General features: G+C 37.2%; 26 protein-coding genes, 1 pseudogene and 1 other annotated feature. Of the genes and pseudogenes, 16 read left to right on the forward strand and 11 right to left on the reverse strand.

All coding sequences use genetic code 11. From position 1 onward, the window contains the following. Positions 1-123: 123 nt before the first annotated feature. The 3 genes from GJU32_RS11065 to GJU32_RS11075 all read left to right on the forward strand — a co-directional run bounded on the left by GJU32_RS11065 (position 124) and on the right by GJU32_RS11075 (position 3232). On the forward strand, positions 124-1026 hold the full coding sequence (locus GJU32_RS11065; RefSeq protein ID WP_155592013.1) for a fumarylacetoacetate hydrolase family protein: 903 nt from the start codon (positions 124-126) through the stop codon (positions 1024-1026). A gap of 184 nt (positions 1027-1210) precedes the next feature. Then, positions 1211-1579 carry a YisL family protein gene (locus GJU32_RS11070; RefSeq protein WP_155592014.1) on the forward strand — a complete coding sequence of 123 codons (369 nt, stop codon included), beginning with the start codon at positions 1211-1213 and terminating at the stop codon, positions 1577-1579. A gap of 129 nt (positions 1580-1708) precedes the next feature. Then, positions 1709-3232 (forward strand): alpha-amylase family glycosyl hydrolase, encoded by a 1524-nt coding sequence (locus tag GJU32_RS11075; protein ID WP_230875016.1) that lies wholly within the window; start codon positions 1709-1711, stop codon positions 3230-3232. A gap of 144 nt (positions 3233-3376) precedes the next feature. Here GJU32_RS11075 and GJU32_RS11080 read toward each other — a convergent pair whose 3' ends face one another. Then, entirely contained in the window at positions 3377-4234 is an 858-nt protein-coding gene (locus GJU32_RS11080) for a DegV family protein (protein WP_155592015.1), read from the reverse strand. A 149-nt stretch (positions 4235-4383) separates the two neighbouring features. Further along, positions 4384-5193 (reverse strand): Cof-type HAD-IIB family hydrolase, encoded by an 810-nt coding sequence (locus GJU32_RS11085; RefSeq protein WP_155592016.1) that lies wholly within the window; start codon positions 5191-5193, stop codon positions 4384-4386. 121 nt (positions 5194-5314) lie between these two features. Between GJU32_RS11085 and GJU32_RS11090 the strand changes: the two genes are divergently transcribed. Continuing rightward, complete coding sequence (locus tag GJU32_RS11090; protein WP_155592017.1) at positions 5315-6079, forward strand: prolyl oligopeptidase family serine peptidase; 765 nt, start codon at positions 5315-5317, stop codon at positions 6077-6079. Between the two features lie 53 nt (positions 6080-6132). Next, a complete protein-coding gene (locus GJU32_RS11095) occupies positions 6133-6441 on the forward strand; it encodes a metal-sulfur cluster assembly factor (RefSeq protein ID WP_155592018.1) in 309 nt (102 codons plus the stop codon). A gap of 25 nt (positions 6442-6466) precedes the next feature. Here GJU32_RS11095 and GJU32_RS23160 read toward each other — a convergent pair whose 3' ends face one another. Both GJU32_RS23160 and GJU32_RS11100 read right to left on the reverse strand, forming a co-directional pair. Continuing rightward, positions 6467-6607: a hypothetical protein gene (locus GJU32_RS23160; protein ID WP_196426666.1), complete on the reverse strand. Its 141-nt coding sequence runs from the start codon at positions 6605-6607 to the stop codon at positions 6467-6469. A gap of 517 nt (positions 6608-7124) precedes the next feature. Continuing rightward, positions 7125-7811: a Crp/Fnr family transcriptional regulator gene (locus tag GJU32_RS11100; RefSeq protein WP_155592019.1), complete on the reverse strand. Its 687-nt coding sequence runs from the start codon at positions 7809-7811 to the stop codon at positions 7125-7127. 269 nt (positions 7812-8080) lie between these two features. Between GJU32_RS11100 and GJU32_RS11105 the strand changes: the two genes are divergently transcribed. Further along, positions 8081-10207 carry an ATP-dependent Clp protease ATP-binding subunit gene (locus tag GJU32_RS11105; protein WP_155592020.1) on the forward strand — a complete coding sequence of 709 codons (2127 nt, stop codon included), beginning with the start codon at positions 8081-8083 and terminating at the stop codon, positions 10205-10207. A gap of 49 nt (positions 10208-10256) precedes the next feature. On the opposite strand, the gene GJU32_RS11110 is transcribed toward GJU32_RS11105, so the two are convergent. Then, positions 10257-10451, reverse strand: coding sequence for a YjzD family protein (locus GJU32_RS11110; protein ID WP_155592021.1), 195 nt, complete (start codon positions 10449-10451; stop codon positions 10257-10259). A 421-nt stretch (positions 10452-10872) separates the two neighbouring features. Here GJU32_RS11110 and GJU32_RS11115 point away from each other — a divergent pair, with 421 nt between their 5' ends. The 3 genes from GJU32_RS11115 to GJU32_RS23830 all read left to right on the forward strand — a co-directional run bounded on the left by GJU32_RS11115 (position 10873) and on the right by GJU32_RS23830 (position 13415). Beyond that, on the forward strand, positions 10873-11811 hold the full coding sequence (locus GJU32_RS11115; RefSeq protein ID WP_155592022.1) for a beta-ketoacyl-ACP synthase III: 939 nt from the start codon (positions 10873-10875) through the stop codon (positions 11809-11811). Between the two features lie 30 nt (positions 11812-11841). Beyond that, positions 11842-13083 (forward strand): beta-ketoacyl-ACP synthase II, encoded by a 1242-nt coding sequence (gene fabF / locus GJU32_RS11120; RefSeq protein WP_155592023.1) that lies wholly within the window; start codon positions 11842-11844, stop codon positions 13081-13083. Between the two features lie 110 nt (positions 13084-13193). Then, the gene (locus GJU32_RS23830) at positions 13194-13415 is read left to right on the forward strand and encodes a YuzI family membrane protein (RefSeq protein ID WP_036126664.1); all 222 of its coding nucleotides are present in this window, start codon (positions 13194-13196) and stop codon (positions 13413-13415) included. 3 nt (positions 13416-13418) lie between these two features. Here GJU32_RS23830 and trpS read toward each other — a convergent pair whose 3' ends face one another. Further along, entirely contained in the window at positions 13419-14408 is a 990-nt protein-coding gene (gene trpS, locus GJU32_RS11130) for a tryptophan--tRNA ligase (RefSeq protein ID WP_155592024.1), read from the reverse strand. A gap of 118 nt (positions 14409-14526) precedes the next feature. Next, positions 14527-14749, reverse strand: a binding site (T-box leader). Positions 14750-15234: 485 nt separating this feature from the next. Here trpS and spxA point away from each other — a divergent pair. From spxA to pepF, 4 genes are all read left to right on the forward strand, one after another. Then, a complete protein-coding gene (spxA, locus tag GJU32_RS11135; protein WP_025116803.1) occupies positions 15235-15630 on the forward strand; it encodes a transcriptional regulator SpxA in 396 nt (131 codons plus the stop codon). Positions 15631-16063: 433 nt separating this feature from the next. After that, positions 16064-16732 carry an adaptor protein MecA gene (mecA, locus tag GJU32_RS11140; protein ID WP_155592025.1) on the forward strand — a complete coding sequence of 223 codons (669 nt, stop codon included), beginning with the start codon at positions 16064-16066 and terminating at the stop codon, positions 16730-16732. Between the two features lie 169 nt (positions 16733-16901). Then, complete coding sequence (locus tag GJU32_RS11145) at positions 16902-18023, forward strand: competence protein CoiA (protein ID WP_155592026.1); 1122 nt, start codon at positions 16902-16904, stop codon at positions 18021-18023. A gap of 51 nt (positions 18024-18074) precedes the next feature. Further along, positions 18075-19892: an oligoendopeptidase F gene (gene pepF, locus GJU32_RS11150; protein WP_155592027.1), complete on the forward strand. Its 1818-nt coding sequence runs from the start codon at positions 18075-18077 to the stop codon at positions 19890-19892. A 691-nt stretch (positions 19893-20583) separates the two neighbouring features. Here the strand turns inward: pepF and GJU32_RS11155 are convergent. From GJU32_RS11155 to GJU32_RS11175, 5 genes and pseudogenes are all read right to left on the reverse strand, one after another. Then, a pseudogene (locus GJU32_RS11155) lies at positions 20584-20925 on the reverse strand (transposase); the annotation flags it as partial. Positions 20926-21266: 341 nt separating this feature from the next. Then, a complete protein-coding gene (locus GJU32_RS11160) occupies positions 21267-22076 on the reverse strand; it encodes a DsbA family protein (RefSeq protein WP_155592028.1) in 810 nt (269 codons plus the stop codon). Continuing rightward, complete coding sequence (locus GJU32_RS11165) at positions 22069-22476, reverse strand: globin domain-containing protein (protein WP_004227447.1); 408 nt, start codon at positions 22474-22476, stop codon at positions 22069-22071. Before GJU32_RS11165 ends, GJU32_RS11160 begins: the two co-directional genes overlap by 8 nt. A 235-nt stretch (positions 22477-22711) precedes the next feature. Further along, the gene (locus GJU32_RS11170; RefSeq protein WP_155592029.1) at positions 22712-23482 is read right to left on the reverse strand and encodes a lytic transglycosylase domain-containing protein; all 771 of its coding nucleotides are present in this window, start codon (positions 23480-23482) and stop codon (positions 22712-22714) included. A gap of 28 nt (positions 23483-23510) precedes the next feature. Beyond that, complete coding sequence (locus tag GJU32_RS11175) at positions 23511-24098, reverse strand: CYTH domain-containing protein (RefSeq protein WP_155592030.1); 588 nt, start codon at positions 24096-24098, stop codon at positions 23511-23513. Positions 24099-24225: 127 nt separating this feature from the next. Here GJU32_RS11175 and GJU32_RS11180 point away from each other — a divergent pair, with 127 nt between their 5' ends. Genes GJU32_RS11180 through GJU32_RS11190 form a run of 3 tightly spaced genes read left to right on the forward strand, consistent with a single transcriptional unit; the run spans position 24226 to position 26127 of the window. Further along, on the forward strand, positions 24226-24609 hold the full coding sequence (locus GJU32_RS11180; RefSeq protein WP_155592031.1) for a UPF0738 family protein: 384 nt from the start codon (positions 24226-24228) through the stop codon (positions 24607-24609). Positions 24610-24664: 55 nt separating this feature from the next. After that, a complete protein-coding gene (gene yjbM, locus GJU32_RS11185) occupies positions 24665-25336 on the forward strand; it encodes a GTP diphosphokinase (RefSeq protein WP_155592032.1) in 672 nt (223 codons plus the stop codon). Next, on the forward strand, positions 25333-26127 hold the full coding sequence (locus GJU32_RS11190) for an NAD kinase (RefSeq protein WP_155592033.1): 795 nt from the start codon (positions 25333-25335) through the stop codon (positions 26125-26127). The genes yjbM and GJU32_RS11190 overlap by 4 nt, the downstream gene beginning before the upstream one ends. The last annotated feature ends 1 nt before the right edge of the window (position 26128 follow it).

Consider the following 26128-nt stretch of genomic DNA (forward strand, 5'->3'; position numbering starts at 1 on the left):
ATATTCCTCTTTATATGCATAATTTATGAAGATAGGACAACTTATAAAATTATTGTCGCAAAAGTAAGGCAATTTCTATTATATTGTTGTATTATGTAGAAAAAAGAAGGAGCTCTTAAAATCATGAAAATTTTATCATTCAAATTAGGTGGACATGTAAGCTTTGGACCAAAAGTAAAAAAAGAAGAAGCGGTATGGGATGTACTCGCTATTCAAAATGAACTTCAAGTTCTCCCTTCTTTTTCAAGTTCAATCGTAGATGGCATTGCTTTAGGCTTTGATTTCGTTGAACAGATTCGTAAATTAGTAGAAGCTGCGGAAAAATCAGATCGTGCTAATAGTTTTAAGCATGAATTTACAGATATCGAGTGGCTTTCACCAATCCCACGTACACCAAAAAATATTATGTGTATTGGTAAAAACTATGATGAACATGCTAAAGAAATGGGTGCCGAGGCAGCACCAACGGATTTAATGGTATTTACAAAATCGCCAACTGCTATTGCGGCAGATGGCCAAACGATTTCCATTCATACTGATCTTTCTTCCAAAATGGACTATGAAGGTGAGCTGGCGATTGTTATTGGAAAACGTGGTAAAAACATTCCTAAAAACTTAGCATTTGATTATGTATTTGGTTATACAATTGCCAATGATATATCGGCACGCGATTTACAAGATAAACATAAACAATTCTTCTTAGCTAAAAGCTTAGAAGGTACTTGTCCTCTTGGACCATATCTTGTGACAAAGGATGAAATTCCAAATCCACAAGACTTAACAATAGTGACAAAGGTTAATGATGAAGTACGTCAAAACGGTTCTACGAAGGATATGATGTTCTCTGTAGAAAGTTTAGTATCTATCCTATCGCAACATGTCACTTTAGAGCCAGGAGATGTTATTTTAACAGGTACGCCTGCAGGAGTTGGTAAAGGGATGAACCCGCCACAGTTCTTAAAGGCTGGAGATACAGTAAAAGTATCTATTCAAGGAATCGGTACATTAGTCAACCATTTTGAATAATGATGAGAATCATCCGCGTGAGTCTTTCCTCCGCGGATTTTTTATTTCATTCTGCACTCGATAGGTTGTGCGATATTGAACCATAATTGATGTAAATTATGTGAACACTATTGTAATATTTGAAACCCTTTCCATCGCATGGTAGGATAGAGTTTGATAGAAAAATGAATGAGGTGGGACAAACATGAGCTTTTTAACTAGCCAAACGCATTTGCATATTACTACGTGGGTAGTTGCTATTGTTATCTTTTTAATCGCTGCGCTAATGGGCAAGCAATCAAAAGGTTTACATATGGCATTACGTCTATTCTACGTATTAATTATCATCACAGGTGGGGCATTATTTATCCAAGCAATGGACTATGGTCAAGGTATGCTTTACGGCTTTAAATTCTTAGGTGGTATACTAGTAATTGGTATGATGGAAATGGTATTAGTACGTCAAAAGAAAAATAAACCAACAGGTATGTTTTGGATTTTATTTGCAGTATTTTTATTTATTACATTGTTCTTAGGATTTAAACTACCAATGGGTATAAACTTTTTAGCATAATGATTAGAAAAGTCGTGAAGTACTCGCTTCACGGCTTTTATTTTGCAAGAAGAGTAGATAGGGAGAACTGACACCTTTTTGCCGTAATTCATTTCGCATTTTCGTAAAATCTTTTGAAAAGATAGCGACGTGACAGTGTTATTTGGTAAAATGACGATGGATTGGTTTGAAAGAGAGGGAATAACAGTGAAATTTAAGAAGTGGATAAGTGCGACGGCTGCATCACTTTTATTAGCAACTTCATTTGTAAGTACTACACCAGTAGCACATGCAGATGAAAAAGCGACAACATCGATGGCAGAAGAAAGCATCTATGATTTACTCGTTGACCGTTTCTTTAATGGCTCGGGCACAAACGATTTTGATACGAATACGCAAGACCCTTCGAAATTTGCAGGAGGCGATTTTACAGGTCTGCAAGATAAACTGAAATTTATCGGCGAGATGGGTTTTACAATTGTTTCTATTGGTCCTATTTTTTCTACCGAGAAATATGATGGATCCTTACTTACAAGCTACACAACAATCGAACGTCATTTTGGGACAACAGAAGAATTCCAAAGTGTTGTAGAAGCTTATAAAGCTAAAAATATGTCCATCATGGTTGACTTCCCACTTAATAATGTAAGTCCAAATCATGAATGGGCGAAGGATTCATCAAAAGCTGACTGGATTACTTCTACAAATAATGGACAAGTACAGTGGGATTTATCGAACAAAGCTGTGCAAGAGGCACTCATTCAATCAGCCACTGAATTTGTATCTACATATGATGTTGGTGGTATTCGTTTAACGAATATTGCAGAGGCTGATAAAGAGTTTGTCAATGCGATGATTGCAGCATTAAAAGAGACAAAAGCATCCCTTTATGTAATCGCTAATGAAGAAAGTGACGCTGATTTTGACGCAACTTTCTCACCAGCAGCTGCTGATGTTTATCGTAATATCTTTAAAAATGTTGATATGGATTCATCTAAATTAATGGAGCCTTTTACAGGAGAGAAACCGACACAGATTATGGTGGATTCACTTGAAACTCACCGCTTTACATTCGATTCTGCGACTGAAAATATGTTCCCGCCTACACGCTTAAAGATGGCGATGGGTGCTTTATTTATGCTACCAGGGATTCCCGTTGTACAATATGGTACCGAGATTGCCATGAATGGGGAAACGAAGCCAGATACACATCAACTCTACAACTTTAAAACTGACGAAGAATTGATTGATTACATCAAAAATGTTCAATCCTTACGTAATAAATCCGCTACTCTACGTAATGGTGATTTTGAAGTCATTACAAACGAAAATGGCCTGCTTGTCTTTACACGTACTTCAGACGAAGAAAAGTGGGTAATCATGGTTAATAATACAGCCAAAACACAACGAGTTGACTTAACACCGGAACAACTTGGTGAAGGCAAAATGCTGAACGGAATTTTACATGAGGAAAAAGTTCGTATAAACGAAAAAGAAGTTTATCCTGTCATTTTAAATCGCGAAATGGTAGAGATTTATCAGGTTCGCAATGATGAGGGCTTAAACATGCCATATATGGTTGCCCTAGGCTTAGTTTGGGTCATCTTTATTGGCTTTGTTGTCATCATCATTAAACGAGGAAAAGTTCGCCGTAAAGAACAAGACTCTCAATAATAGTAGAATAATGAAAATAGCATGCTAGGAGTTATCCTAACATGCTATTTTTTGTTTTAATTCGGCAGATGTCCATACTTTGAAAAAGAGCTTTTCGAACAAGTTCAAAAAAATCCAGACGAAGTTAAGCCGAGGTGGAATGAATTAGCCTTGATAGCTTTTATTCGTAAAGAAGATAGCGATAGTGCCTGGTCCTACGTGTGAACCGATGGCTGATCCAATCATTGTAATTTGAACAGCTTGAGGTGAAAAGCGCTCCTGGATAGAAGCTTTTACTTCATTGGCAAAAGCTGCATCATCACTATGACTAATACCAATGATTTTATCCGTAAAGCTGCCACCACGCTCCTGCATTAAATCTAACATACGAGTGAGTGCTTTCTTTCGACCACGTGACTTTTCAATCGGTACAAGCTTGCCATCTTCTACATTTAAAATAGGTTTAATGCTAAGAAGCCCACCTAAAAAGGCACTTGCTTTCGATACACGACCACCTTTAGCAAGGTAATCTAAATCTTCCACTGTAAATAAATGCTCTACCTGAGGCGCAAATGCACTAATTTTAGACTCCATATCTTCTAACGATACACCTATATTTCGAAGTCGAACAGCTTCTTCCACGACAAGGCCATGTCCTAGAGAAGCACATTTAGAGTCGATAATGGCTAATTTTAATGAAGGATATTGCTCTAGTACTTGATTGCGAATCATCTGAGCAGTACTATATGTGCCTGACAATTCCGATGAAAAGGCGATGTAAATGCCTTCTTCTTCATTTTTAGCTAGAGCTTCAAAGTGTTTCAAAAAAAGCTCAGGTGATACTTGTGATGTTTTTGGCTGAGCGCCTTGACGTATCGCATCGTAAATCTCTTTGGAATCAATTGAAATCACATCTTCATATTCTTTGTTGTTCAATTGCACTCGTAAAGGGAGTAGCACGACATCATTTTCTTCATAGTAAGACTTCGGTAAATCGCATCCACTATCCGTAAAAATCTTCATTCTCTTGTCCCCCTAATTTCAACTTACTTTTTCTTCTGTTATAGCCTTTTAACTTTATTCAGTCGGCACTCTGACGGTAAATGGAAGGGATACCACTGAATAAAGTTAAACCGGTAAAAATGGAATGTTAACTTGAACTTACTACTTAACTATGATAATTTCAAGCGTTCAATGAGTATTTTTGCGATTCCATCATCATTATTCGTTGTCGTAATTTCATTGGCAATGTTTTTAAGACTTGGAATACCATTCCCCATTGCTACGCCAAGTCCAGCATATTCGATCATTTCTAAATCATTGTCTTCATCACCAAAAGCGATGATGCGATCACGTGGAATACCTAAATCTTTTGCCACATGCGCAATGCCTACAGCTTTGTTTAAGCCGCGACGAACAATCTCAATAATATGAAGAGGTGCACCCCAACGACGATGCTCAATAACTTCTGCGTGCACCGCCTGTAAATGGTCACGTATTATGACCGAATTTGCTTCATTTGCCTGAATCAGTAAACTTGTGGGATTTTCCATGAGATGTGTGTATAAATCCCCAAGTGTAATTTTCGGATTGCCCATATTAAAAATATTTAAAATACGATCGTCTTCTGTGTGTACATAAATATCATCTTTCACTTCAGCGATAATATTTTCATATTCGTAACTATTAATAGAATTAACGACATCATGTACAACACTTAAATCAATGGGTGTGTGCATATGTTGCCAAGAGACATTTTTTGGATGATGCACATACGCGCCATTAAAATTGACAATTGGTGTAGTGAGCCCAAGCTCATGATAATAAAGATCACTTGCACGGTACGGACGCCCCGTCGCAATCATCACTTGGTGCCCTTGTTCCTTAGCCTGCAATAATGTTTTTTTTGTTTTTGCTGAAATTTGTTGTTGGTCTGTTAATAAAGTACCGTCTAAGTCCAATACGATTAAATGCGGTTTCATAGCTCGTTGCCCCTTTCCTATAGTTTGAATAGTATCTCTTTGTCTTTCATTCGTCAAAATTTTGTCACATTGAAAAAAGTTTGCTAACATAAAGATGAGACAATAGTTGGGAGTGACAAAAATGTTTGTAGAAAAAGAAGTGTGGGGAAATATTCCTTTATTACATATACATACAGACAATATGAATGAAGAAACCCCGGTAGTGATTTTTTTACATGGTTTTATGAGTGCAAAAGAACATAACTTACACTATGCATATCAACTGGTGCATAAAGGGGTGCGTGTCCTATTACCGGATGCAAAATTTCATGGTGACCGTAGCGAAGGCCTAACAGAGATGCAAATGAACTTGAAATTTTGGGACATTGTTTTAAATTCTATTCATGAAGTGGAACAATTATATGATGTATTAAAGAATAAAAATTTATTAGCTAGTGATAATATTGGCATTGCAGGTACTTCAATGGGTGGTATTGTAACATCAGGCTGTCTTAAACTTTATGATTGGATACAAACAGCTTCAATATGTATGGGCGCTCCTGGTTTTATTAAGTTGGGTGAGTACCAATTACAGCAATTCGCTAAAAGTGGTGTGGATTGGCCTATGTCAGAGCAAGAAATCCAAAAAATCAATGAGCTTTTTGCAAAATATGACGTCAGTCTAACGCCAGAAAAATTTGCAGGCCGCCCTGTCTTCTTTTGGCACGGAGAATTAGATAAAACTGTACCTTTCCGTGAAACGTATAAATTTTATGAAACATTACGGGAATACTATCAAGCAAACCCTGAATACTTAATGTTTATGGTGAACAAAAAGGCTGGACATGCTGTCCCACGTGACGGTATGCTAGCTGCAACAAACTGGCTTGCGGAGCATTTGGCATAATATGATGCATCTGCTATGATAAGGTTAACACTATGTTGGAAGGAGAAATACAAATGGATCAAGATATGAAAGACAGCATGTTTGGTGCTTTAGAAAATGTAATTGACCCTGAGCTTGGAATTGATATCGTCAACTTAGGTTTAGTATATGATGTAGATTTAGATGATGAAGGTGTTGCAACTGTTACAATGACATTAACATCTATGGGTTGCCCACTTGGACCAGTCATTGTAGACCAAGTGAATACAGCATTAGGTGAACTTCCAGAAGTGAAAAGTACAAATGTTAACATTGTATGGAACCCACCTTGGTCAAAAGACAAAATGACACGCTATGCAAAAATGGCATTAGGCGTACGCTAAAATTGATGCAAAAAAAAATCCCTGCTTATGATAAATAGGCAGGGATTTCATATTGTTGAAAAAAGGTGATGTCAACGGCAGAAAAAGAACCTTTAGCAAGGCGAGGGGTTGATTTCCGTTCCGCCAGCGCCTTTCCAGGGGGCGTCCGATGAGCCGCTTCACTCACTGCGTTCGCTCCAGGGTCTCAGCTGTGACGCTAAATCCCCCTAGGAGTGACGCTGGCTCCACTCCAATCAACCATGTGCAAAAGTGTCTTTTCCTTACCTTTCATACGAGCCGTAGTGAACAAAATAGCCCATTATTTGTCTAATTAAAGAAAGAATAGGCTCTTATTTTCAATGTAGAGAAGTGATGGGTGACAACATCTCTCCATAAAGAGTAGTGAATACTTAAAACCTTTGTTAAAAAGAAACATTTTTATGGATTGGAGTGGAAGGCTACTTGACTCCCGTGGGCTAGCGAGACAGGCGAGCCCCTGCACGGAGCGGTAGTGGAGGAAGCGGCTTGGCGCTCGCCCACAGGAAGCCCTGCTCTACGCGAAAGCGAAGCGTCAGCGACAAAGCAAGTAGCCTATAACGGAAATCCATTTTCACCTTTCACAAAAAATCTATGGATGTTTTTGTTTTTCAGCATTATGAAATCCCTGCTTATTATAAATAGGCAGGGATTGCACATGTAACGAATTAATCGATACGGCATATTTGTAATGGACAATTTTCACAAGCAATTTCATTTTTTAAAAATTGTAAATCGTGAATCGTAATAAATCCTTTGTCAAAAGTGATAATATCGTGTTTTTTTAAATCATTCAACATGCGATTAATCATTTCACGACTTGTCGCACACAAATTCGCAATTTCCGTATTTGTCAGCTGAAAATCAATAAAAATCGAGCCATTTTCTAAAGGTTTACCATACGTATTAGAAAACCGGATGAGCGTTGAAAATAAAGCACCTTTCTTACCATTTAACATTAAATCACGTAAACGACTTTGATGCTTTAAGTTTTCTGTTTGCAACCACTTCATATATTCCACCATGACCGTCGGCTGCTCTTCCAGTAAATGTTCCAATGATTTGCGACTTAAAACATACATCGAAGAAGGTTCTAAAACTTTTGCAGTCATGGAATTATAGACGAGATTACAAAACAACGAACCCTCTCCAATTATACTGTCAGGACCACAAATACGACTGGTTAATTCCTTGCCAGTTTCGGTTTCTTGGCTAATCGAAATAACGCCGGTTGTGATGTAATAAATTTCTTTTGCTCGTTCACCCTCTAGAAAAATTTTACTCCCTTTAGTCACTTTAATAAACACACCGTGCTTTTGAAAAAGATCCCTAATTTTTTCAAACATATTATCCATTAAAACCATATCTCCAACACATCGCTTTCTTTTTGTAATAAATGATAATTATTACAAAAGGATAGTGGATTTTTCGATACTAAAACATAGAAACATACGATTATTATAACGTAAACTTCCATAATTAAGTGAAAAAAATTTAGTGCGATTTCTTTGCTAAGAGTTGTCGAGTGATGTAAAATAAAGTTAGTCAAAAAAGGTCAAACTTTTCATAAGGACAAGAATGGGTATAACTATTATGCAAACATTATGGTAAAGGAGTGCTTGCTATGCAATTTCAACAAACAGATAATAAAAAACCATTAGAGCAATTTGGACGGAATTTAATCGAAGAAGTTAAAAATGGCAAAATGGACCCTGTTATCGGGCGTGATGAAGAAATTCGAAATGTCATTCGTATTTTAACACGTAAAACGAAAAATAATCCTGTATTAATTGGTGAACCAGGAGTTGGTAAAACGGCAATTGTAGAAGGTCTAGCGCAGCGTATTGTAAAAGGCGATGTGCCGGAGGGTTTGAAAGAGTGTGTCTTGTATGAATTAGACATGAGTGCTTTAATTGCTGGTGCAAGTTACCGAGGCCAATTTGAAGAGCGCTTAAAAGGTGTATTAAAAGAGGTAAAAGATTCTGAAGGACAAATCATTCTATTTATTGATGAAATTCATACAATTGTAGGCGCAGGAAAAACAGATGGTGCTATGGATGCTGGAAATATGCTAAAGCCTATGTTGGCACGTGGTGAATTACACTGTATTGGTGCTACTACATTAGACGAATATCGTATGTATATTGAAAAAGATCCTGCTTTAGAACGTCGTTTCCAGCAAGTGCTTGTACGTGAGCCTTCGATAGAGGATACAGTTTCCATTTTACGTGGTTTAAAAGAACGCTTTGAATTACATCATGCAGTACGTATTCATGACAGAGCGATTGTGGCAGCAGCAGAACTGTCCAATCGATATATTACAGAGCGATTTTTACCAGATAAGGCTATTGATCTAATTGATGAAGCTTGTGCGATGATTCGTACAGAAATCGATTCAATGCCACAGGAATTAGATGCAGTTACTCGCCGTACAATGCAGCTTGAAATTGAAGAACAGGCATTGCGTAAGGAAAAAGACGAGGCAAGTAAAAAACGTCTTGAGCAATTACGTGAGGAATTAACAAAGTTAAAAGAATCCTCTAAGGGTATGCGTCAACAATGGGAAGCTGAAAAAGAAATGCTACACGATATTCAGAAAAAGCGTGAAACATTGGATAAATACCGTCGTGATTTAGATGAAGCTGAAAGTAAATATGATTTAAATAAGGCCGCTGAATTACGACATGGCAAAATTCCAACACTAGAAAAGGACATTCAAGCATTAGAAAAACAATTAGAAAATGGTGCCGATTCTCGCATTTTACGTGAAGAAGTGACAGCAGATGAAATCGCTGCGATTGTTTCACGTTGGACAGGAATCCCTGTTACCAAATTAGTGGAGGGCGAGCGTGAGAAACTGCTGCGTTTAAAGGATACATTACATGAACGTGTGGTTGGGCAAGATACAGCTGTTCAATTAGTAACAGAAGCTGTATGGCGTGCACGGGCAGGCATTAAAGATCCACACCGTCCAATTGGTAGCTTTTTATTTTTAGGACCAACAGGTGTCGGTAAAACAGAGCTTGCCAAGGCACTAGCTGCTCAATTATTTGATTCAGAGGAACATTTTATTCGTATTGATATGAGTGAATACATGGAAAAACATAGTGTGTCCCGTCTCGTTGGTGCGCCTCCAGGCTATGTAGGCTATGAAGAAGGTGGGCAATTAACAGAGGCTGTACGTCGTAATCCTTATTCTGTCGTTCTACTAGATGAGATTGAAAAAGCACACCCAGATGTGGCCAATATTTTATTACAAATTTTAGATGATGGTCGCATTACAGATAGTCAAGGACGTATGGTAAATTTCACAAATACAGTAGTGATTTTAACATCAAATATAGGCTCTAGTTATTTAATGGAAGCAAAAGAGGACGAACCTGCGGTTGAGGACTTAGTCATGACTGCCCTACGGCAACATTTTAAACCAGAATTATTAAATCGTATGGATGATATTATCTTCTTTCATGCTTTAACTAATAAACACTTTACAGCGATTGCTTGGAAGTATGCGGAGCAACTGATTAAACGTGTGGCAGGGCAAGAAATTACGTTATCTGTCGATCAAGATGTCATTGATTGGGTAGTAGAGCAAGGAGCCGATGCTCAATTTGGAGCAAGACCACTAAAACGTTTCGTACAACGACATATTGAAACAGCCGTAGCTAAAGAACTTTTACGTGGTGAGGTTTTACCAGGGGAAACATTGCATGTGAAAATGCGTGATGGTCAATGCGTTGTGGAAAAATAACAGAAAAAACCTGTTTCGCATAATGCGGAACAGGTTTTTTCTAGCTAAATTAATGATGGTCTGCAGCTTCTGGTGTAGGATCGTTTGGGATGATTGCACCAATAACAAAAATAAGAATGGAGAATACAACTGAAACGATTGCCCCTGTTTTAAAATCAAATGGTACACCAAGTACAGAGCTGACTACGTAGTTTAACATAGAAACTAGTAGGAATGACCATATGAACGTTACGATATATTGCATTAATTTCACCTCAACCGAACTTTTTTCATCATAAGGTTTTACTCATATTCATTATCATATCATAACATAAATCGAAAAAAAATGAACCTTTTATGTGAAACATGGCGAATTTGTCACAACAAATACGAGGTTTTTGTATTTACGTTCGGTTAAATTTGCTGGGTGTTGATTTTGTCCCTCAGTTACACTAATAAATAAGATATTCGCGCAATAAGTGAGGTGAAGCATTAATCGCAAGTAAACCTCGCTAATAAAGAAAAGCACCCACTCAAAAAGCTGTTCCGCTGGTTGAACAAATTAACAAACAAAACGTTCCTTCAAGCACATTAATTTTAAATCATCTTGCGTCCTTCCTTTCATATGCGTTATAATTATGACCAGTTACTAATAATTGATAGTAAGAAAGCTGAGGGGTTGCTATATGAACGCTGGTATAATAGGAATAGGCAAATATGTTCCTGAGAAGGTCGTTACAAATTTTGATTTAGAAAAAATAATGGACACTTCGGATGAATGGATTCGTACTCGAACAGGTATTGAAGAACGTCATTTTGCAGCAGATGATCAGGACACTTCAGATTTAGCAGTAGCTGCTGCCAAAGAAGCTATGGCAAAAGCGGGTATTACACCTGAGGAAATTGGTTTAATACTTGTAGCAACTGTAACACAGGATCAAAATTTTCCAAGTGTAGCATGTATGGTTCAGGAAAAACTCGGAGCAGTGAATGCTGCGGCGATGGATCAGGCTGCAGCATGTGCAGGTTTTATATATAGTTTAGTGACAGCAAAGCAGTTTGTAGAAGCAAATGCTTATAAATATGTCTTAGTAGTAGGTGTTGAAAAGCTGTCGAAAGTCATTGATTGGAAGGATCGCAATACAGCTGTATTATTTGGTGATGGTGCAAGTGCAGCAATAGTAGGGCAAGTATCTGAAGGCAGAGGTATTTTATCATTTGAACTTGGTGCAGATGGTACAGGCGGAAAGAATCTTTATTTAACTCCGCAAGATACAATTGCCATGAATGGTCGTGAAGTGTTTAAGTTTGCTGTACGTCAAATGGGTGAATCAGCTGTTAATGTGTTAGATAAAGCTGGCTTAACAAAAGAAGACGTTGATTTTTTAGTGCCGCATCAGGCAAATATACGCATTATGGAATCTGCTCGTGAGCGATTAGAGCTACCACCAGAAAAAATGTCAAAAACGATTCAAAAATATGGGAATACTTCGGCAGCATCTATTGGTATTTCCTTGGTAGATGAGCTTGAAGCAGGTAGGATTAAAGAGGATGATTTATTAGTCCTTGTTGGTTTTGGTGGCGGCTTAACATGGGGTGCCGTAGCCATGAGATGGGGTAAATAAGACAGAAAAATGCTTGAGGGGAGTAAGACAATGAGTAAAAGACGAGTAGTAATTACAGGAATTGGCGCAGTTACACCACTAGGAAATAGCATCGAAGAAACATGGACTAACATTAAAGCGGGTAAATCTGGCATTGGTGAGTTAACGCGTTTAAATAAAGATCTTTTTGCAGCAAAAATTGCAGCAGAAGTGAAAGATTTTGATATTGAAAAATATATTGATCGTAAAGAAGCACGTAAAATGGATCGTTTTACACACTACGCGTTAGCGGCTTCGATCATGGCAATGGAAGATGCTCAGCTAACAATTGATGAAGAACTAGCTCCACGTGCAGGGGTATGGATTGGTTCGGGAATCGGTGGTATGGAAACATATGAACAACAATTTTTAACATTCCAAGAGCGTGGCGCAAGACGTGTCAGCCCATTCTTCATTCCAATGATGATTCCTGATATGGCTTCTGGTCAAGTGTCCATTCATGTTGGTGCAAAGGGTATTAACTCTTGTTCTGTAACGGCATGTGCTTCGGGAACAAACTCAATTGGTGATGCCTTTAAAGTAATTGAACGTGGAGATGCAGATGTAATGATTTCGGGTGGTGCTGAATCGCCAATCGTGACAATGGCTGTAGCAGGATTCTGTGCAAATACTGCTTTATCATTAAATCAAGACCCACAAGCAGCATGTCGTCCATTTGATAAAAACCGCGATGGATTTATTATTGGGGAAGGCGCAGGTATTGTTATTTTAGAAGAATATGAACATGCAAAAGCACGTGGCGCTAAGATTTATGCTGAAGTTTTAGGTTATGGTGCAACAGGAGATGCGCATCATATTACTGCTCCAGCTCCAGAGGGTGAGGGTGCAGCACGTGCGATGATGCAAGCATTGACAGATGGTGGGGTAGAGCCATCACAAGTTGATTATATTAATGCACATGGTACTAGTACGCCATACAATGATTTATTTGAGACACAAGCTGTTAAAACAGCTTTTGGTGATCACGCTTATAAGCTTGCTATGAGTTCTACAAAGTCTATGACGGGTCACTTATTAGGAGCAGCTGGTGGTGTAGAAGCTATTTTCACAGCATTAGCACTTAAAGAAGGGATTTTACCACCAACAATCAATTTAACAGATCCAGATCCTGAATGTGATCTAGATTATGTTCCAAATGAAGCGAGAGAAGCAAATATTCAATATGCAATGAGTAATTCTCTTGGCTTTGGTGGTCACAATGCAAGTCTCTTATTCAAAAAATATGAAGCTTAAATAGAACATCAACATTAAAAAACGTCAGCCAAATTTACACGGCTGACGTCTTTTTTTATAGTTTTGTGAATAAATGATAAGTAAGAAGAAATAGAAAGGATGCCGCTACTTTGTTTCGTCTCTTTTTATTTTTAGTAAGCTATGGCTTAATGATCCTCTCAGTAGGGAATCTTATATTGTATTTAAATTACCGTACGCTAGGATATTCCTGGAAGGTTGTTTTCAAATTTATTTTTCAAACAACTGAATTTTATATGGCAGTAGGAGCCTGTATTATAATATGTGCTGTTGTGCTTGATTTGGGCTTTGATCGATCCACGGATAAGCCTTAATTGTTAGCGACGCGCACGACCAAGTCCCATGGCATCTTCCATACGTTTTAATGTAGCACTGGCAATTACATTCGCTTTTTCAGCACCTTCATCTAGGATGATATCTAATTCAGATGATTCTACTAAATGATAGAATTTTTCTTGGATAGGTGTTAGGTGCTCTATAACTGCTGTTGCTACCCCTTGTTTGAATCCACCATAACCAATACCCTCATATTTTTTGACTAAATCGTCAATAGCTACACCTGAAATAGCTGATTCAATTGTTAATAAATTTGAAACGCCTGGTTTATTTTCCACATCAAATGCCACGATACCATCTGAGTCCGTAACAGCTGATTTGATTTTTTTCTCAATATCTTTGGCGGTATCTAACAACCTGATTGTTGCTTTTGTATTTGGGTCCGATTTACTCATTTTTTTCGTTGGCTCTTGTAAGGATTTAATTCGAGCGCCTGCTTTTGGTAATTGAATTTCTGGAATCGTTAACACGTCCCCAAATCGTTTGTTAAAACGTTCTGCGAGGTCACGAGTTAGCTCGATATGCTGCTTCTGATCGTCACCAACAGGGACAATATTTGTGTTGTAAAGTAGAATGTCTGCAGCCATTAACGGTGGGTATGTTAAAAGGGCAGCAGATACGCTTTCCTTACCATGTGATTTATCTTTAAATTGGGTCATACGTTCAAGCTCTCCAATAGATGCAATACATTGTAACATCCATCCTGCCTGAGCATGAGCTGGTACTTCTGATTGAATGAATAACGTAGATTTTTTAGGATCAATGCCAGTAGCGATATAGGTAGCTGCTAGCTTACGAATACTTTCGCGTAATTCTTTCGGATCTTGTGCAACAGTGATCGCATGTTGATCAACGATACAATAAATTGCGTTCCCTTCCTCCTGTAATGCAGGGAATTGCTTGAATGCGCCTAAATAATTTCCTAAAGTTACAATACCTGTTGGCTGTACGCCAGAAAAAATAGTTGTCATTAAAATTTCCTCCTCGAATTCAAATTCCGTGACATCTGTCAGCGGCCTTGTCTTCATCTTTCCACTTGATCATGAAAACAAAAAAACATCACGCGTCCTCATTAGAATTATTTTCTAATGAAGGGACGAATGATGTTTGAATCCGCGGTACCACCCAGCTTGCCTAAAAAGGCCACTCTACTTCGTAACGTGAAGGGACGAGCTTTGCTAGTTGCTTCAAGTAGCGTTCACAAAACTAACTCGGAAGTCCATTCCACATGCCTCCACGATCTGTTTGCAGCGACCACAGACTCTCTAAACGTGTATATAGCATATGTACTACTCTTCGTCAGCGTTTTTCTCAATTTAAATTGTTCAAATTGATTTTATTGCAATGAATTATATTATAAAGAATCCATTGTGTAAAGTCGGACTTTTGACCGTGTTTTTTTTTGAAAAAAAATTATATGCTTTTTTTGTTGTGTAATTTTATTATAAATCTAAATCTTTTTATTAAAAATGAGTTTAAGTGTACATGTCCAATTGACAATTTTCTCGTTTAATTTTTTTAAATGAGAACAATTAAGACACATGTCAGGATGTTTAAAATGCGTTGAAAGTGGGAATGTTAGTAGTAGTCCATAAGATTGTAACAAATACACTTCATTAAAAGCTGTATAAATAAACAGAATATTTAGTGATGGGTCGAGTCTTTTTTTTATTGGAACTATATTCAAATACAGCAGAGTACTGTATAATGATACTGTGTATTTTACATTACATTAATTCTAATTTAACACACTAGTCTATAGATAATGATTACAAAATGAAAGGATGTGTCAGAATGATCGTAACGCTATTTACATCACCAAGTTGTACCTCTTGTCGTAAAGCGAAAGCATGGTTAGAGGAGCACGAAATTCCATATACAGAACGTAATATATTTTCTGAGCCACTAAGTATTAGTGAAATTAAAAAAATTTTACGTATGACAGAAGACGGAACAGATGAAATTATTTCTACCCGTTCAAAAATATTTCAAAAATTAAATGTAGATGTTGAAAGTTTACCATTACAACGTTTATATGAATTAATTCAAGAATATCCTGGATTATTACGTCGACCAATCATTTTAGATGAAAAACGTCTACAAGTTGGCTATAACGAAGATGAAATTCGTCGTTTCTTACCTCGAAAAGTTCGAGCATATCAACTACAAGAAGCGCAACGAATGGTGAATTAAACCTATCTAATCTGAATATATATATTGTAGATGTTACAAATGTGGAATGCATGTTGTGACATCTATTTTTTTTATGTTTTACTTATGTAAAACCTTCTATATGAAGTATAATAATTAATAGGGGCAAGTCATATATTTCCGTAAAAGTATGTTAAACTTGATTTAAGTTAAATAGTTTACTACAATTTCAATAATTCAAATATCTTCTGTGAAACGGTGTATATCCTTTTCATTTTATGACAGAACAGCATACAATAGAGTTAGAGACAACTGTGAACAAAAATTGACGTTTACGGTTTCTCGAAGGTTTTACTGTAGTGTGGTCAAAGGTTGAAAAACAAATGCGGTATGAGCATTAAAAACAAAGAATAAAAGCATACTAATGAAACAAAACTGTTTTTCGACATATGACAGTGAAGGGAGATGAGGTCTAGTGGACATCGAACGTGTAAATGAAAATACACTCAAGCTCTTTATTACGTACAATGATATAGAGGATCGCGGCTATAGTCGTGAAGAAATTTGGTACAATCGAGCAAAGGGTGAGCAACTTTTTTGGGATATGATTGATGAAGTAAACACGGAGGATTATTTTGATGTAGAAGGTCCGATTTGGATTCATATCAATGCATCTGAAGTAGGCTTAGAAATCATTGTCACACGTGCACATATTTTAAAAGACGGTGAAACATTAGATGGTCATTCGAATTTTGATGAACACAAAGAAATGTTTGCACCATTCGATGAAGTTGGAGAGGATCTTCTTAGCCAACTAACTCAATTTGGTGACATGGATGATTCAGAGTTATTTATGGATACAGACATTTATGTTTATAAATTTAAAGATATTGATGAGTTAATCCCTGTCGCGAAACGAATGACAGATGAATTAGTGGATTCCTCATTATTCAAATATGAAGATTGGTACTATTTAGTTGTTGATTTCGGGAATGCCGATGAGGATTTAAATCGTCACGATAGGAATGCGGTCATCAAGGAATTTTTAACACCATCGAATTTAACGATTCATCGTCTAGAGGAGTACGGTGAAAAGATTATGGAATTTAATTGCTTTGAGACAGTTCGAAAATATTTTGCTTAAGTATTTGATTACTTGATTTTTTAGACTGTAGTGAACTCGATAAATAAATCGAGATTCGCTACAGTCCTTTTTTAATTAGACCACATTTCTTAAATTTGAAGAAAAAACTGCGTAATCTTTGTTATAGCAATCAAACTCTACTATAGTTGGCTAAAAAGGAGCTGATTATATGCTTATTGCCTATAACAATCGACAGCAGCTATTTCTCCCATATCAATATACGAGAAATGCTTTACAGCGATATAGGCGGCAGATGAAATTTTTTTGTCCTCAATGTTTAGAACCTGTTCAATTGAAAATAGGCCACTATAATATTCCCCACTTTGCACACCTCACAAAAAACAATTGTTCACAGTTGTTCGCAGAAGGTGAATCTAAACTGCATCTCCATGGCAAAATTCAATTATTCGAATGGCTAAAAAAGCTTGGGCATAAAGTAGAGCTAGAGCCATTTTTAAAGAAGCTTTTTCAACGCCCTGATTTGCTTGTCATAATAGATGATAATCATTTCGCACTTGAATTTCAATGTAGCACAATTTCCCATGAAAAATGGCAACAACGGACAGCGGGCTATGAAAAAAATTGCATACAAGCAATTTGGCTTTTTCAAACACCTCAAAGCAAAGATACATTCAACGGCATTAGAAAAATTAGCATTCCCCCATTGCTACAAAAAGCATTTGTAACAACCACAACTGGCTTACCTTATCTAATGACCTATAATGCTAAGACTGCACATTTTATTTATTGGACGAATCTTCTCCATGTTCATGGGCATACTTTCATAGGCAAAGTACAAGAAATTGCGATCGATAAACAGCGCTTTCCTTTTTATACACCTAAACGTATATCCCACGATGAATTTCAACTGTATTGGCAACTCTATAAACAATCTTCTAGGCAATTTGCATATGGACGCCTATTACATAGCAAAAAAGGGGTTCAAGATTCATTTTTACGAAATTGCTATGAATTGCAGCTGTCTCCTACTGCTATGCCTTCCTACATTGGTATTCCAGTAAAAGAGGGAACTGCAATTGCCTTGTTCGCTAGTGAATGGCAAATGATGCTGTTGCATTTTTGCAAGCAGTTGAATCACCAGCCGTATGAATTATCGAAGATTCAAATTCAAAAATTTCTAAGACAACACCATCTAGAAGTGACGGAACAAGCGGTAAGAGTCATCCAACATTATGGTCAATTATTAAAGAGCATGAAGCAAGAGAATGGTTTACTAGAGATTTGTGAGCAAGTGTATGTACATTTATTTGCAATTGCCACAATATACTGAGAAAATATGAGAGTAAAAGGAAAAAAGCACATATAAAGGGGGCTGGCATTCATGGCTAGTAACAGTAATCAGGTTTTAGTAAGAAATGAAGTACCAGAACAATTAACATGGCGTTTAGAGGACATCTTTGCAACAGATGCAACATGGGAAGATGAATTAAAAGCGGTTGCAGAGCTTGCTAAACAAGCACCTAGCTATGCAGGTACTTTACACAATGGGGCAGAGGCATTATTAGCTGCTTTGCAGTATCACGAGCATATATATCAACGTGCAATGAAGCTCTACACATATGCCCATATGCGTTATGATCAAGATACGACAAATAGCTTTTATCAAGATATGAACAGCCGTATCCAAACATTGGCAACTAGTATTTCAGCTGGCCTTTCATTTTTAACACCAGAGATTTTATCATTAAGTGAAGATACAATTGAAAGCTATTTAGTAGAAAATCAAGACTTACAATTATATAAGCAATCTTTAAAAGAAATTACCATGGCCCGACCACATGTATTACCGGCAGAACAAGAGGCATTGCTAGCTCAGATGTCTGAGGTAACTGGCACAGCTTCTAATACATTCAGTATGCTAAACAATGCAGACATGGTTTTCCCTCATGTGAAAAATGAAGAGGGGGAAGAAATACAACTTACGCATGGTAACTATATCAAGTTTTTAGAGAGTAAGGATCGCTCTGTACGTGAAGGCGCGTTTAAAGTAATGTACGAAACATATGGCAAATTTAAAAATACGTTTTCAGCTACGCTTACAGGTAATGTGAAGAAGCATAATGTGAGTGCTCGTATTCGTAATTATGACTCTGCACGTCACGCAGCTATGTCTAATAATTTCATTCCAGAAAACGTTTATGATCAATTGGTTGAAACGATCCATAAGTATTTACCAGCTATGCAGCGTTATATTTCGTTACGTAAAAAGTTATTAGGTGTAGACGAATTGCATATGTGGGATTTATTTGCGCCACTTGTTAAAGAAGTGGAAATGAAGGTCACTTACGACGAAGCGAAAGATATTTTAGTGAAAGCTTTAGCTCCATTAGGTGAGGAATACCAAAGCATTGTTCAAAGCGGACTGGATAACCGTTGGGTAGATGTTTTAGAGAATAAAGGAAAGCGAAGCGGAGCCTACTCATCAGGCGCATACGGTACTAATCCGTATATTTTAATGAATTGGCAAGACAATGTGAATAATCTATTTACCTTAGCACATGAATTTGGCCATAGTGTGCATAGTTATTATTCACGAAACAACCAGCCATTCGTTTATGGAGATTATTCTATTTTTGTGGCAGAGGTTGCTTCTACATGTAATGAAGAGTTATTAAATGACTATTTACTGAAAACAATTGATGACCCTCAACAAAAAATATACTTATTAAATCATTGGTTAGATGGTTTCAGAAGTACGGTATTCAGACAAACAATGTTTGCTGAGTTCGAACATCTTATTCATCAAATGGATAAAAACGGTGAGTCGTTGACAGCGGATCGTTTAACTGAGGTTTATTATGAATTAAACAAAAAGTACTTCGGAAATGATATGGTTGTGGATGAGGAAATTGGCTTAGAGTGGGCTCGTATTCCACACTTCTACTATAATTACTATGTTTATCAATATGCGACTGGTAAATCTGCCGCTACAGCATTGAGTAAACAGATTTTAGAGGAGGGTGCACCAGCTGTAGAACGTTATATTAATAACTTCTTAAAAGCAGGATGCTCTGATTTCCCTATTGAAGTATTAAAGGCAGCAGGTGTTGATATGAACGTTGCTAAGCCAATTGAGGATGCATGTAAAGTATTTGAAGAGCGTTTAAATGAATTAGAAAAATTATTGTTAAATAATTAATTACTCGGACTGTAGGATTATTCCTACAGTCCTTTTTCTTTTGTTGTCAGTGTTAATTGAAATGAAGGAATAATGATTTTTTTTGATTTCTAAATAGTTTAAAAGTGTGCATCTTGGAAAAATACTGTTTGTAATCGCTTTCTATTTGACAAATTTGTGAATCTAGTATTGGTTTCATTGCTAAATATATTATTCCATGATAGAGTAATTCTTGTGAAATAAATCACAAAACAAACATACACCCCTTTGTTTGAACGTGAACATTTCTCCCATCCCCTTTGTGAAAAAGAAGCGTCTCTATCGGTCGAGGATAGAGGCGCTTCTTTGTTTTTTGCGTAGTCATGAAATAGGGACCCCATGTTGAATGGGGTCCCTCAGACTGTTGACAAAAGGAATCGAGAAGTGAACACTCGATTCCTTTTGTCTTTTTTTCTTCTATGAATATGTTTAAAAATGGTAATTTTCTACCCGTTTAAACATACTCTTCAAGCATAAGAACTCTTTAAGCTGACTGCCACGTCCAAGTAGCCAGTTTCTTTAAATTCATGGCAGCAAAAGTAAGCATCGCCTGCATGGACAAATTTTTAAGACCTCTTAAGGTCGTCCATCGCTTCCGCAAAGACACGCTCAATCGTTCCTTTGCACTTTGCATAGATTTGTTTGATCTCATAGGAATGGCGTACATGTTCAAGCGGCGAACATAATTTTTATCGAAGGTAGAGAAATGCGGGACTTCTGTATGGAAACCAAATCCTAAAAACCAGCGATACGCCATATTCATTTCGATTTCTTTGATGGTTTGACGCATGGAGCGAATACCAAAGACATATTGAATAAACGTCATTTTAAAGAGAACGACAGGATCAATACTTGAACGTCCATAAGCTGAATAGAAGTTTTTTACTAATGGATAGATAAAAGGAAAATCAATAGTAGCCTCTAGTTTTCGCACTAAATGATCTTCAGGTACCAATTGATCAATCGTTAACATTTCTAATTGTTCACGTTCATTAATTTGATTCTTCGTCATCATGGTTTATCACCTCGAAAGGTAACTTTTTATCAACATATGAATAGGGAGTTCTTTATGTAGAAGTTGATTGGAATGAAGGGCGGCGATTCCTGCGGGAAAAGCGGGAAAGTCGAGATCCTGGACTGGGCGAATGTTTTCTGTACAAAAGCGAAGCGGCAGTAACGAAGCGAGGGAAGCAGCTCGACCCCGCTCGTGGAAAGCGTCCGCCCGTAATGGAAATCAACGGCTTTACTTTATTTCATTGTAAAAGAAAAAAGACTGTAGGCAAACTCTCAAATTTCTTGAGTTTGTCTACAGTCTGAGGGACCCCTTGTTGAATGGGGTCCCTGTGATCTATTGTATTATTTAAGACGCCATAACGTAGCGTGAGTAGTCTGTATTCGTTCAATCTTTTGTTGTAGCATGCGTTTCTTTAGTTCACGCTCTGCTGCTTGCTCTGTTAATGAATAGATAAAAGCTATTTCATTTGTAGAAAGTGTATGGAATTTAGAAAATAAGTCCTCTATTGATGGTAATGGATGACGTACAAGCTGTTCATTCAGCATTTCTTGTAATATATGTTCATAAACTTCATAGGAATAGCTACCACTAACTTTTAGTCCCTCATCCTCAATGCATTCATTGAAGAACACGATGCTTGGTACTTCGTCAACTTCCATTTCACGTTTAATATATAAATCGCATTGGAAAGCTCGTGCTGCTTCCTTTGAACCAAAGTCTACAGTAAACTCGTTCATATCTAGTTGAACATCCTCTGCAATTTTTAAAAGCGTAGCATAGGAGTTTACATCTTGATGGCTTAGTAATACATATTCTTGTAGTTTCGACAAATAGCGTGCACCTGCACGTTTTCCCTGTAATTCAGCTGCTTTAATAGCAATAGAAGGTAAAACAGGGTGGTTAATATCAAGTTCTATCCCTGATATACAACCTTTAACACGCTTACTTAAGCAGTTTAAAGAAGTAAGTTCTGTGCTTAAAACAAAGCGCCATGTGAAATAGTGATTGTATTCAAGCTGTAATTTACGAAGAGTTGCTTGCATACTGAAAGCTTCAGGGCAAAGTGGATCTACGAAAATATACAATTCAATTGGCTTGTTTGCAGTAGAAATCGTTGGCGTTGGCTCTTGCAGCATTTGAATATTATTCACGTAACAATTCCCCCTCATCGTCATTTGGCGTATTAACCATGTGATGAGCTGTTAATACTAAACGTTGATAATAAGTTTCGCGGAACTTCCCTTCCAAACCCACCTCATCCATTGCTTCTGACATACACTCTAGCCAAGCTTGAGCTCGGTCAGGAGTAATTGGAAAATTCATGTGACGTGCACGCATCATCGGATGTCCATGTTCTTCAGTAAATAGATTTGGTCCACCTAAATACTGTGTTTGAAATTGAATTTGTTTACGGGCTGTCTCTGTCAAATCCTTTGGAAAGATTGGAATAAGATCAGGATGCTGAGCAACTCTTTTATAGAACGCATGAATAAGTTCTGACAGTTTTTCAGCTCCCAGCTCCTCATAAGGAACAGTGTATTTTCGACTCATAGGTTATATGCTCCTTTAATTCTTTATATCGTAAAGTATCATTTTATCTTGGCGTAATTGATATACTCCGTCATCATCAAAATGTGAATTTCTTGTGACTACTTTCATTCTATCAACGTCTTTTCGTTAACACAAATAAAGAGCTCTTTCGAATTGTTGTTCGCTAAGAAAGCACAAATTTCACCACGATGGGTGAAATTTGTTGGAAAAGGCATGGATACCGGAAAAGATGCGATTACACTGTGAAGTAATTCATCACTTTTTTGACATAATTCTGTGTTTCTTTGAAGGGAGGAATACCTCCATATTTTGTAACACGTGATGCACCTGCATTGTAGGCGGCTAATGCTAGTGTAGGGTCGTTATTAAATTTATCTAGCATTTGACGCAAATATTTTGCACCAGCCATTATATTCTGCTCTGGGTCAAAAGCGTTTGTAACGCCTAAATATTGTGCTGTTGTGGGCATTAATTGCATTAATCCTTGCGCTCCCGCATGACTCACTACTGTTGGATTAAAATTAGATTCCTGCTTTATTACGGCCGCAATAAGCTTTTCAGGTACCTGATAAGTAGCGGCAGCTTTTTCAATAATGGCAGCATATTGATTTGCTCCTGCTAGTGAATTTGCATATGCTGTAGAGCCTATAACATCGTCTGAAACATAGGAATCAAGCTTTGTATCAGCATATGTATTTGCTAACGCCTGTTTGACAGATTCAGGTATGAAGACAGCATTAGAGCCTTTGTATAGCAATGATTCAAGTGTGCTTTGATCAGAAGTATTTGCTAACATGGACAGCTGATTGACGAAATCTGAGTTATTTGATGTACCCGTGGCAAGCAAGCTAGACAATTTGGCATTACTTGCTGTCGATGCTTCTCCTAATAATTCATTCATCATGTCAGAAAAAATAGAATCATTGTTTGTTGATGAGTTTTCAGCAGATCCAAGTGTTTGCAATGCTTGAATTTCAAGTAAAGATTTTAGTGATTGAATATCCAAGGAGTCAGTCACCTTCCTTTTTATACTATTATGAATTTTGTGCTTGTAAAACCTTCATAAAGCGAGCGATTTTTTTATCGGTTTCTTGCTTTTTAATACCATATTGATGGAGAAATTCGTCGAAAATTGTATTTCCTTTTATTGCATCTTTTGATTCATATTCTACCTCATAATCGTCGCACTGCAAATAGTAAGAATGATCAAAAACGAGAAGCCCTTCTTTATAAGGAATTTCGGCACGATCCGTAGTGAGAGAACCGAATACCCGTAATTGTTCTAATGGGATACTGTGAATGGCTAATCTTTTAGCCACCTCTTGGGCATAAAAACCTTCTCCATCAAGCATTTTCTGCGCCTGTGCCACTGTTAATTGATCCGTTGTTTCAAGATGAGCATGCTCGGCATTTTTTTCTTTGAGCGTACATTCATAATAATCGCCAATTTGTCTAATACGCAGCCCACTTTGTAGTTTGCGAATAGCCTGAGTAGGTGTGTCAAAATAATGATTTGTTTGACGATGAATAGCATTTTGGCTTATGTGGAAGTCTTGTAATAATTGCTCGTATTGTTGTTTTGTTAATAGATTTTTAAACTCGATTTCAATTTCTTGTGTCATTTATAGTCACCTATTTATTTTTTTATTTTTCATCCGCTGTTTCGCTTGATTTAATATTTACTCACTGCAACTATTTACCCTGTGTGCTAAAATAAGAGGAAGAGTACAACGAAAAGGGGAACCGCACGTGCGTAAAATTTATACAATAGAAACATCGAATTTTGAACAAGATCAACTTCATTTTAGTTTAAACGACAATGAAGTAAATTTACAGTTAAAACCTGCTGGACAACTCATTGCAGATTCAGATGATTTTGCATTTATCTATTTACTGGATGCAGGTGAAGACTATCATTACTTGCGTTTTCCACCGAGTAGTTGGGAGAATCTTGTACATATTTTACAAAAAAAGAAAAATCCATTACTACGAATAGGTAAAGAAGCGATTGAGCTAACAAATTTCTACGAGGAACTGGAAATGCTCGTGTATAATATTGAAGGAAATTATAATTACGGGGCAGAATTTGTCCAAGCAGTGGAACACCACTTTGAGGCAATTCTCGCTGAATAGAAAGACAAAACGAACAGACGGTGGTGTTCGAACCGAATGTCGGGAGGTTTTTACAATGGGACAATGGGAAATATTTTTAAGTCCTTATAAACAAGCAGTAGATGAATTAAAAGTAAAATTAAAGGGCATGCGTTCGCAATTTGGTATTGTTAATGCCAATTCACCAATTGAATTTGTAACAGGACGTGTAAAGCCTTTAGCAAGTATATATGATAAAACGTTGGAAAAGGGTTTAGCTTTTGAGCCTTCTAAACAACTTGGTGATGAACTTGGAGATATCGCTGGCCTTCGTATTATGTGTCAATTTGTTGATGATATTGCAACGGTAACGGAGCTTATTCGTCAGCGTAAAGATATTCGTGTAGTGGAAGAACGCGATTATATTACACATAATAAACCAAGTGGTTATCGCTCCTACCATATGATCGTTGAATATCCTGTTGAAACGATTCAGGGGAAAAAAGTAGTGTTAGCCGAAATTCAAATACGAACACTGGCCATGAATTTTTGGGCATCAATTGAGCACTCTTTAAATTATAAATATAAGGGCATGTTCCCAGAGGAAATTAAAAATCGTTTACAAAGTGCAGCTGAAGCAGCCTTTCGATTGGACGAGGAAATGTCATTGATTCGTAGTGAAATTCAAGAGGCACAGGCCTACTTTAGCGAATACAAAGAAGCATCGAATCCTAATTTACTAACAGAGAAGGAGCGTGACGCCCAATGAAATTTTCGATTCAATCACGTAGAGATGCACAATCTAACGAGCTAATGGAGCTAGCTAAAACCTATTTACAGGATTTTGGCCTAACCTATGATGAAGAAACACCAGAGATAGTTGTTTCTATTGGAGGAGACGGAACGCTTTTACATGCTTTCCATCGTTATTCCCATTTATTAGATCAGGTAGCATTTGTCGGCATCCATACAGGACATTTAGGTTTTTATGCGGATTGGAAGCCATCGGAGTTAGAAAAATTAGTTTTGTCCATTGCTAAAAAGGATTTTAATGTTGTGGAGTATCCACTGTTAGAAGTGAAGGTGGAACATCATAATGCAGAATCAAATACGTATCTAGCGTTAAATGAAGCAACAGTCAAATCACCAGATGTAACACTTGTTATGGATGTTGAGTTAAATGGCAATCAATTTGAGCGTTTCCGTGGAGATGGTCTTTGTGTGTCAACACCTTCTGGTAGTACAGCCTATAATAAAGCACTTGGTGGAGCGATCATACATCCCACATTAGCTGCACTCCAAATCACTGAAATTGCGTCAATAAATAATCGAGTTTTCAGAACAGTTGGTTCACCATTAATTTTACCAGCACACCATCATTGTGTCTTACGTCCTGTGAATGAGCAAAACTTTAATATGACTGTTGACCACTTGCAAATAACACAAGGTGATGTCAAAGCCATTGCATTTAATGTAGCAAATGAAAGAGTACGGTTTGCCCGTTTCCGACCATTCCCATTTTGGGAGCGTGTGCATGAATCATTTGTAGCTAATGAATAAA

It is taken from the genome of Lysinibacillus cavernae (genome assembly GCF_009724685.1).
Taxonomy (GTDB): Bacteria; Bacillota; Bacilli; order Bacillales_A; family Planococcaceae; genus Lysinibacillus; species Lysinibacillus cavernae.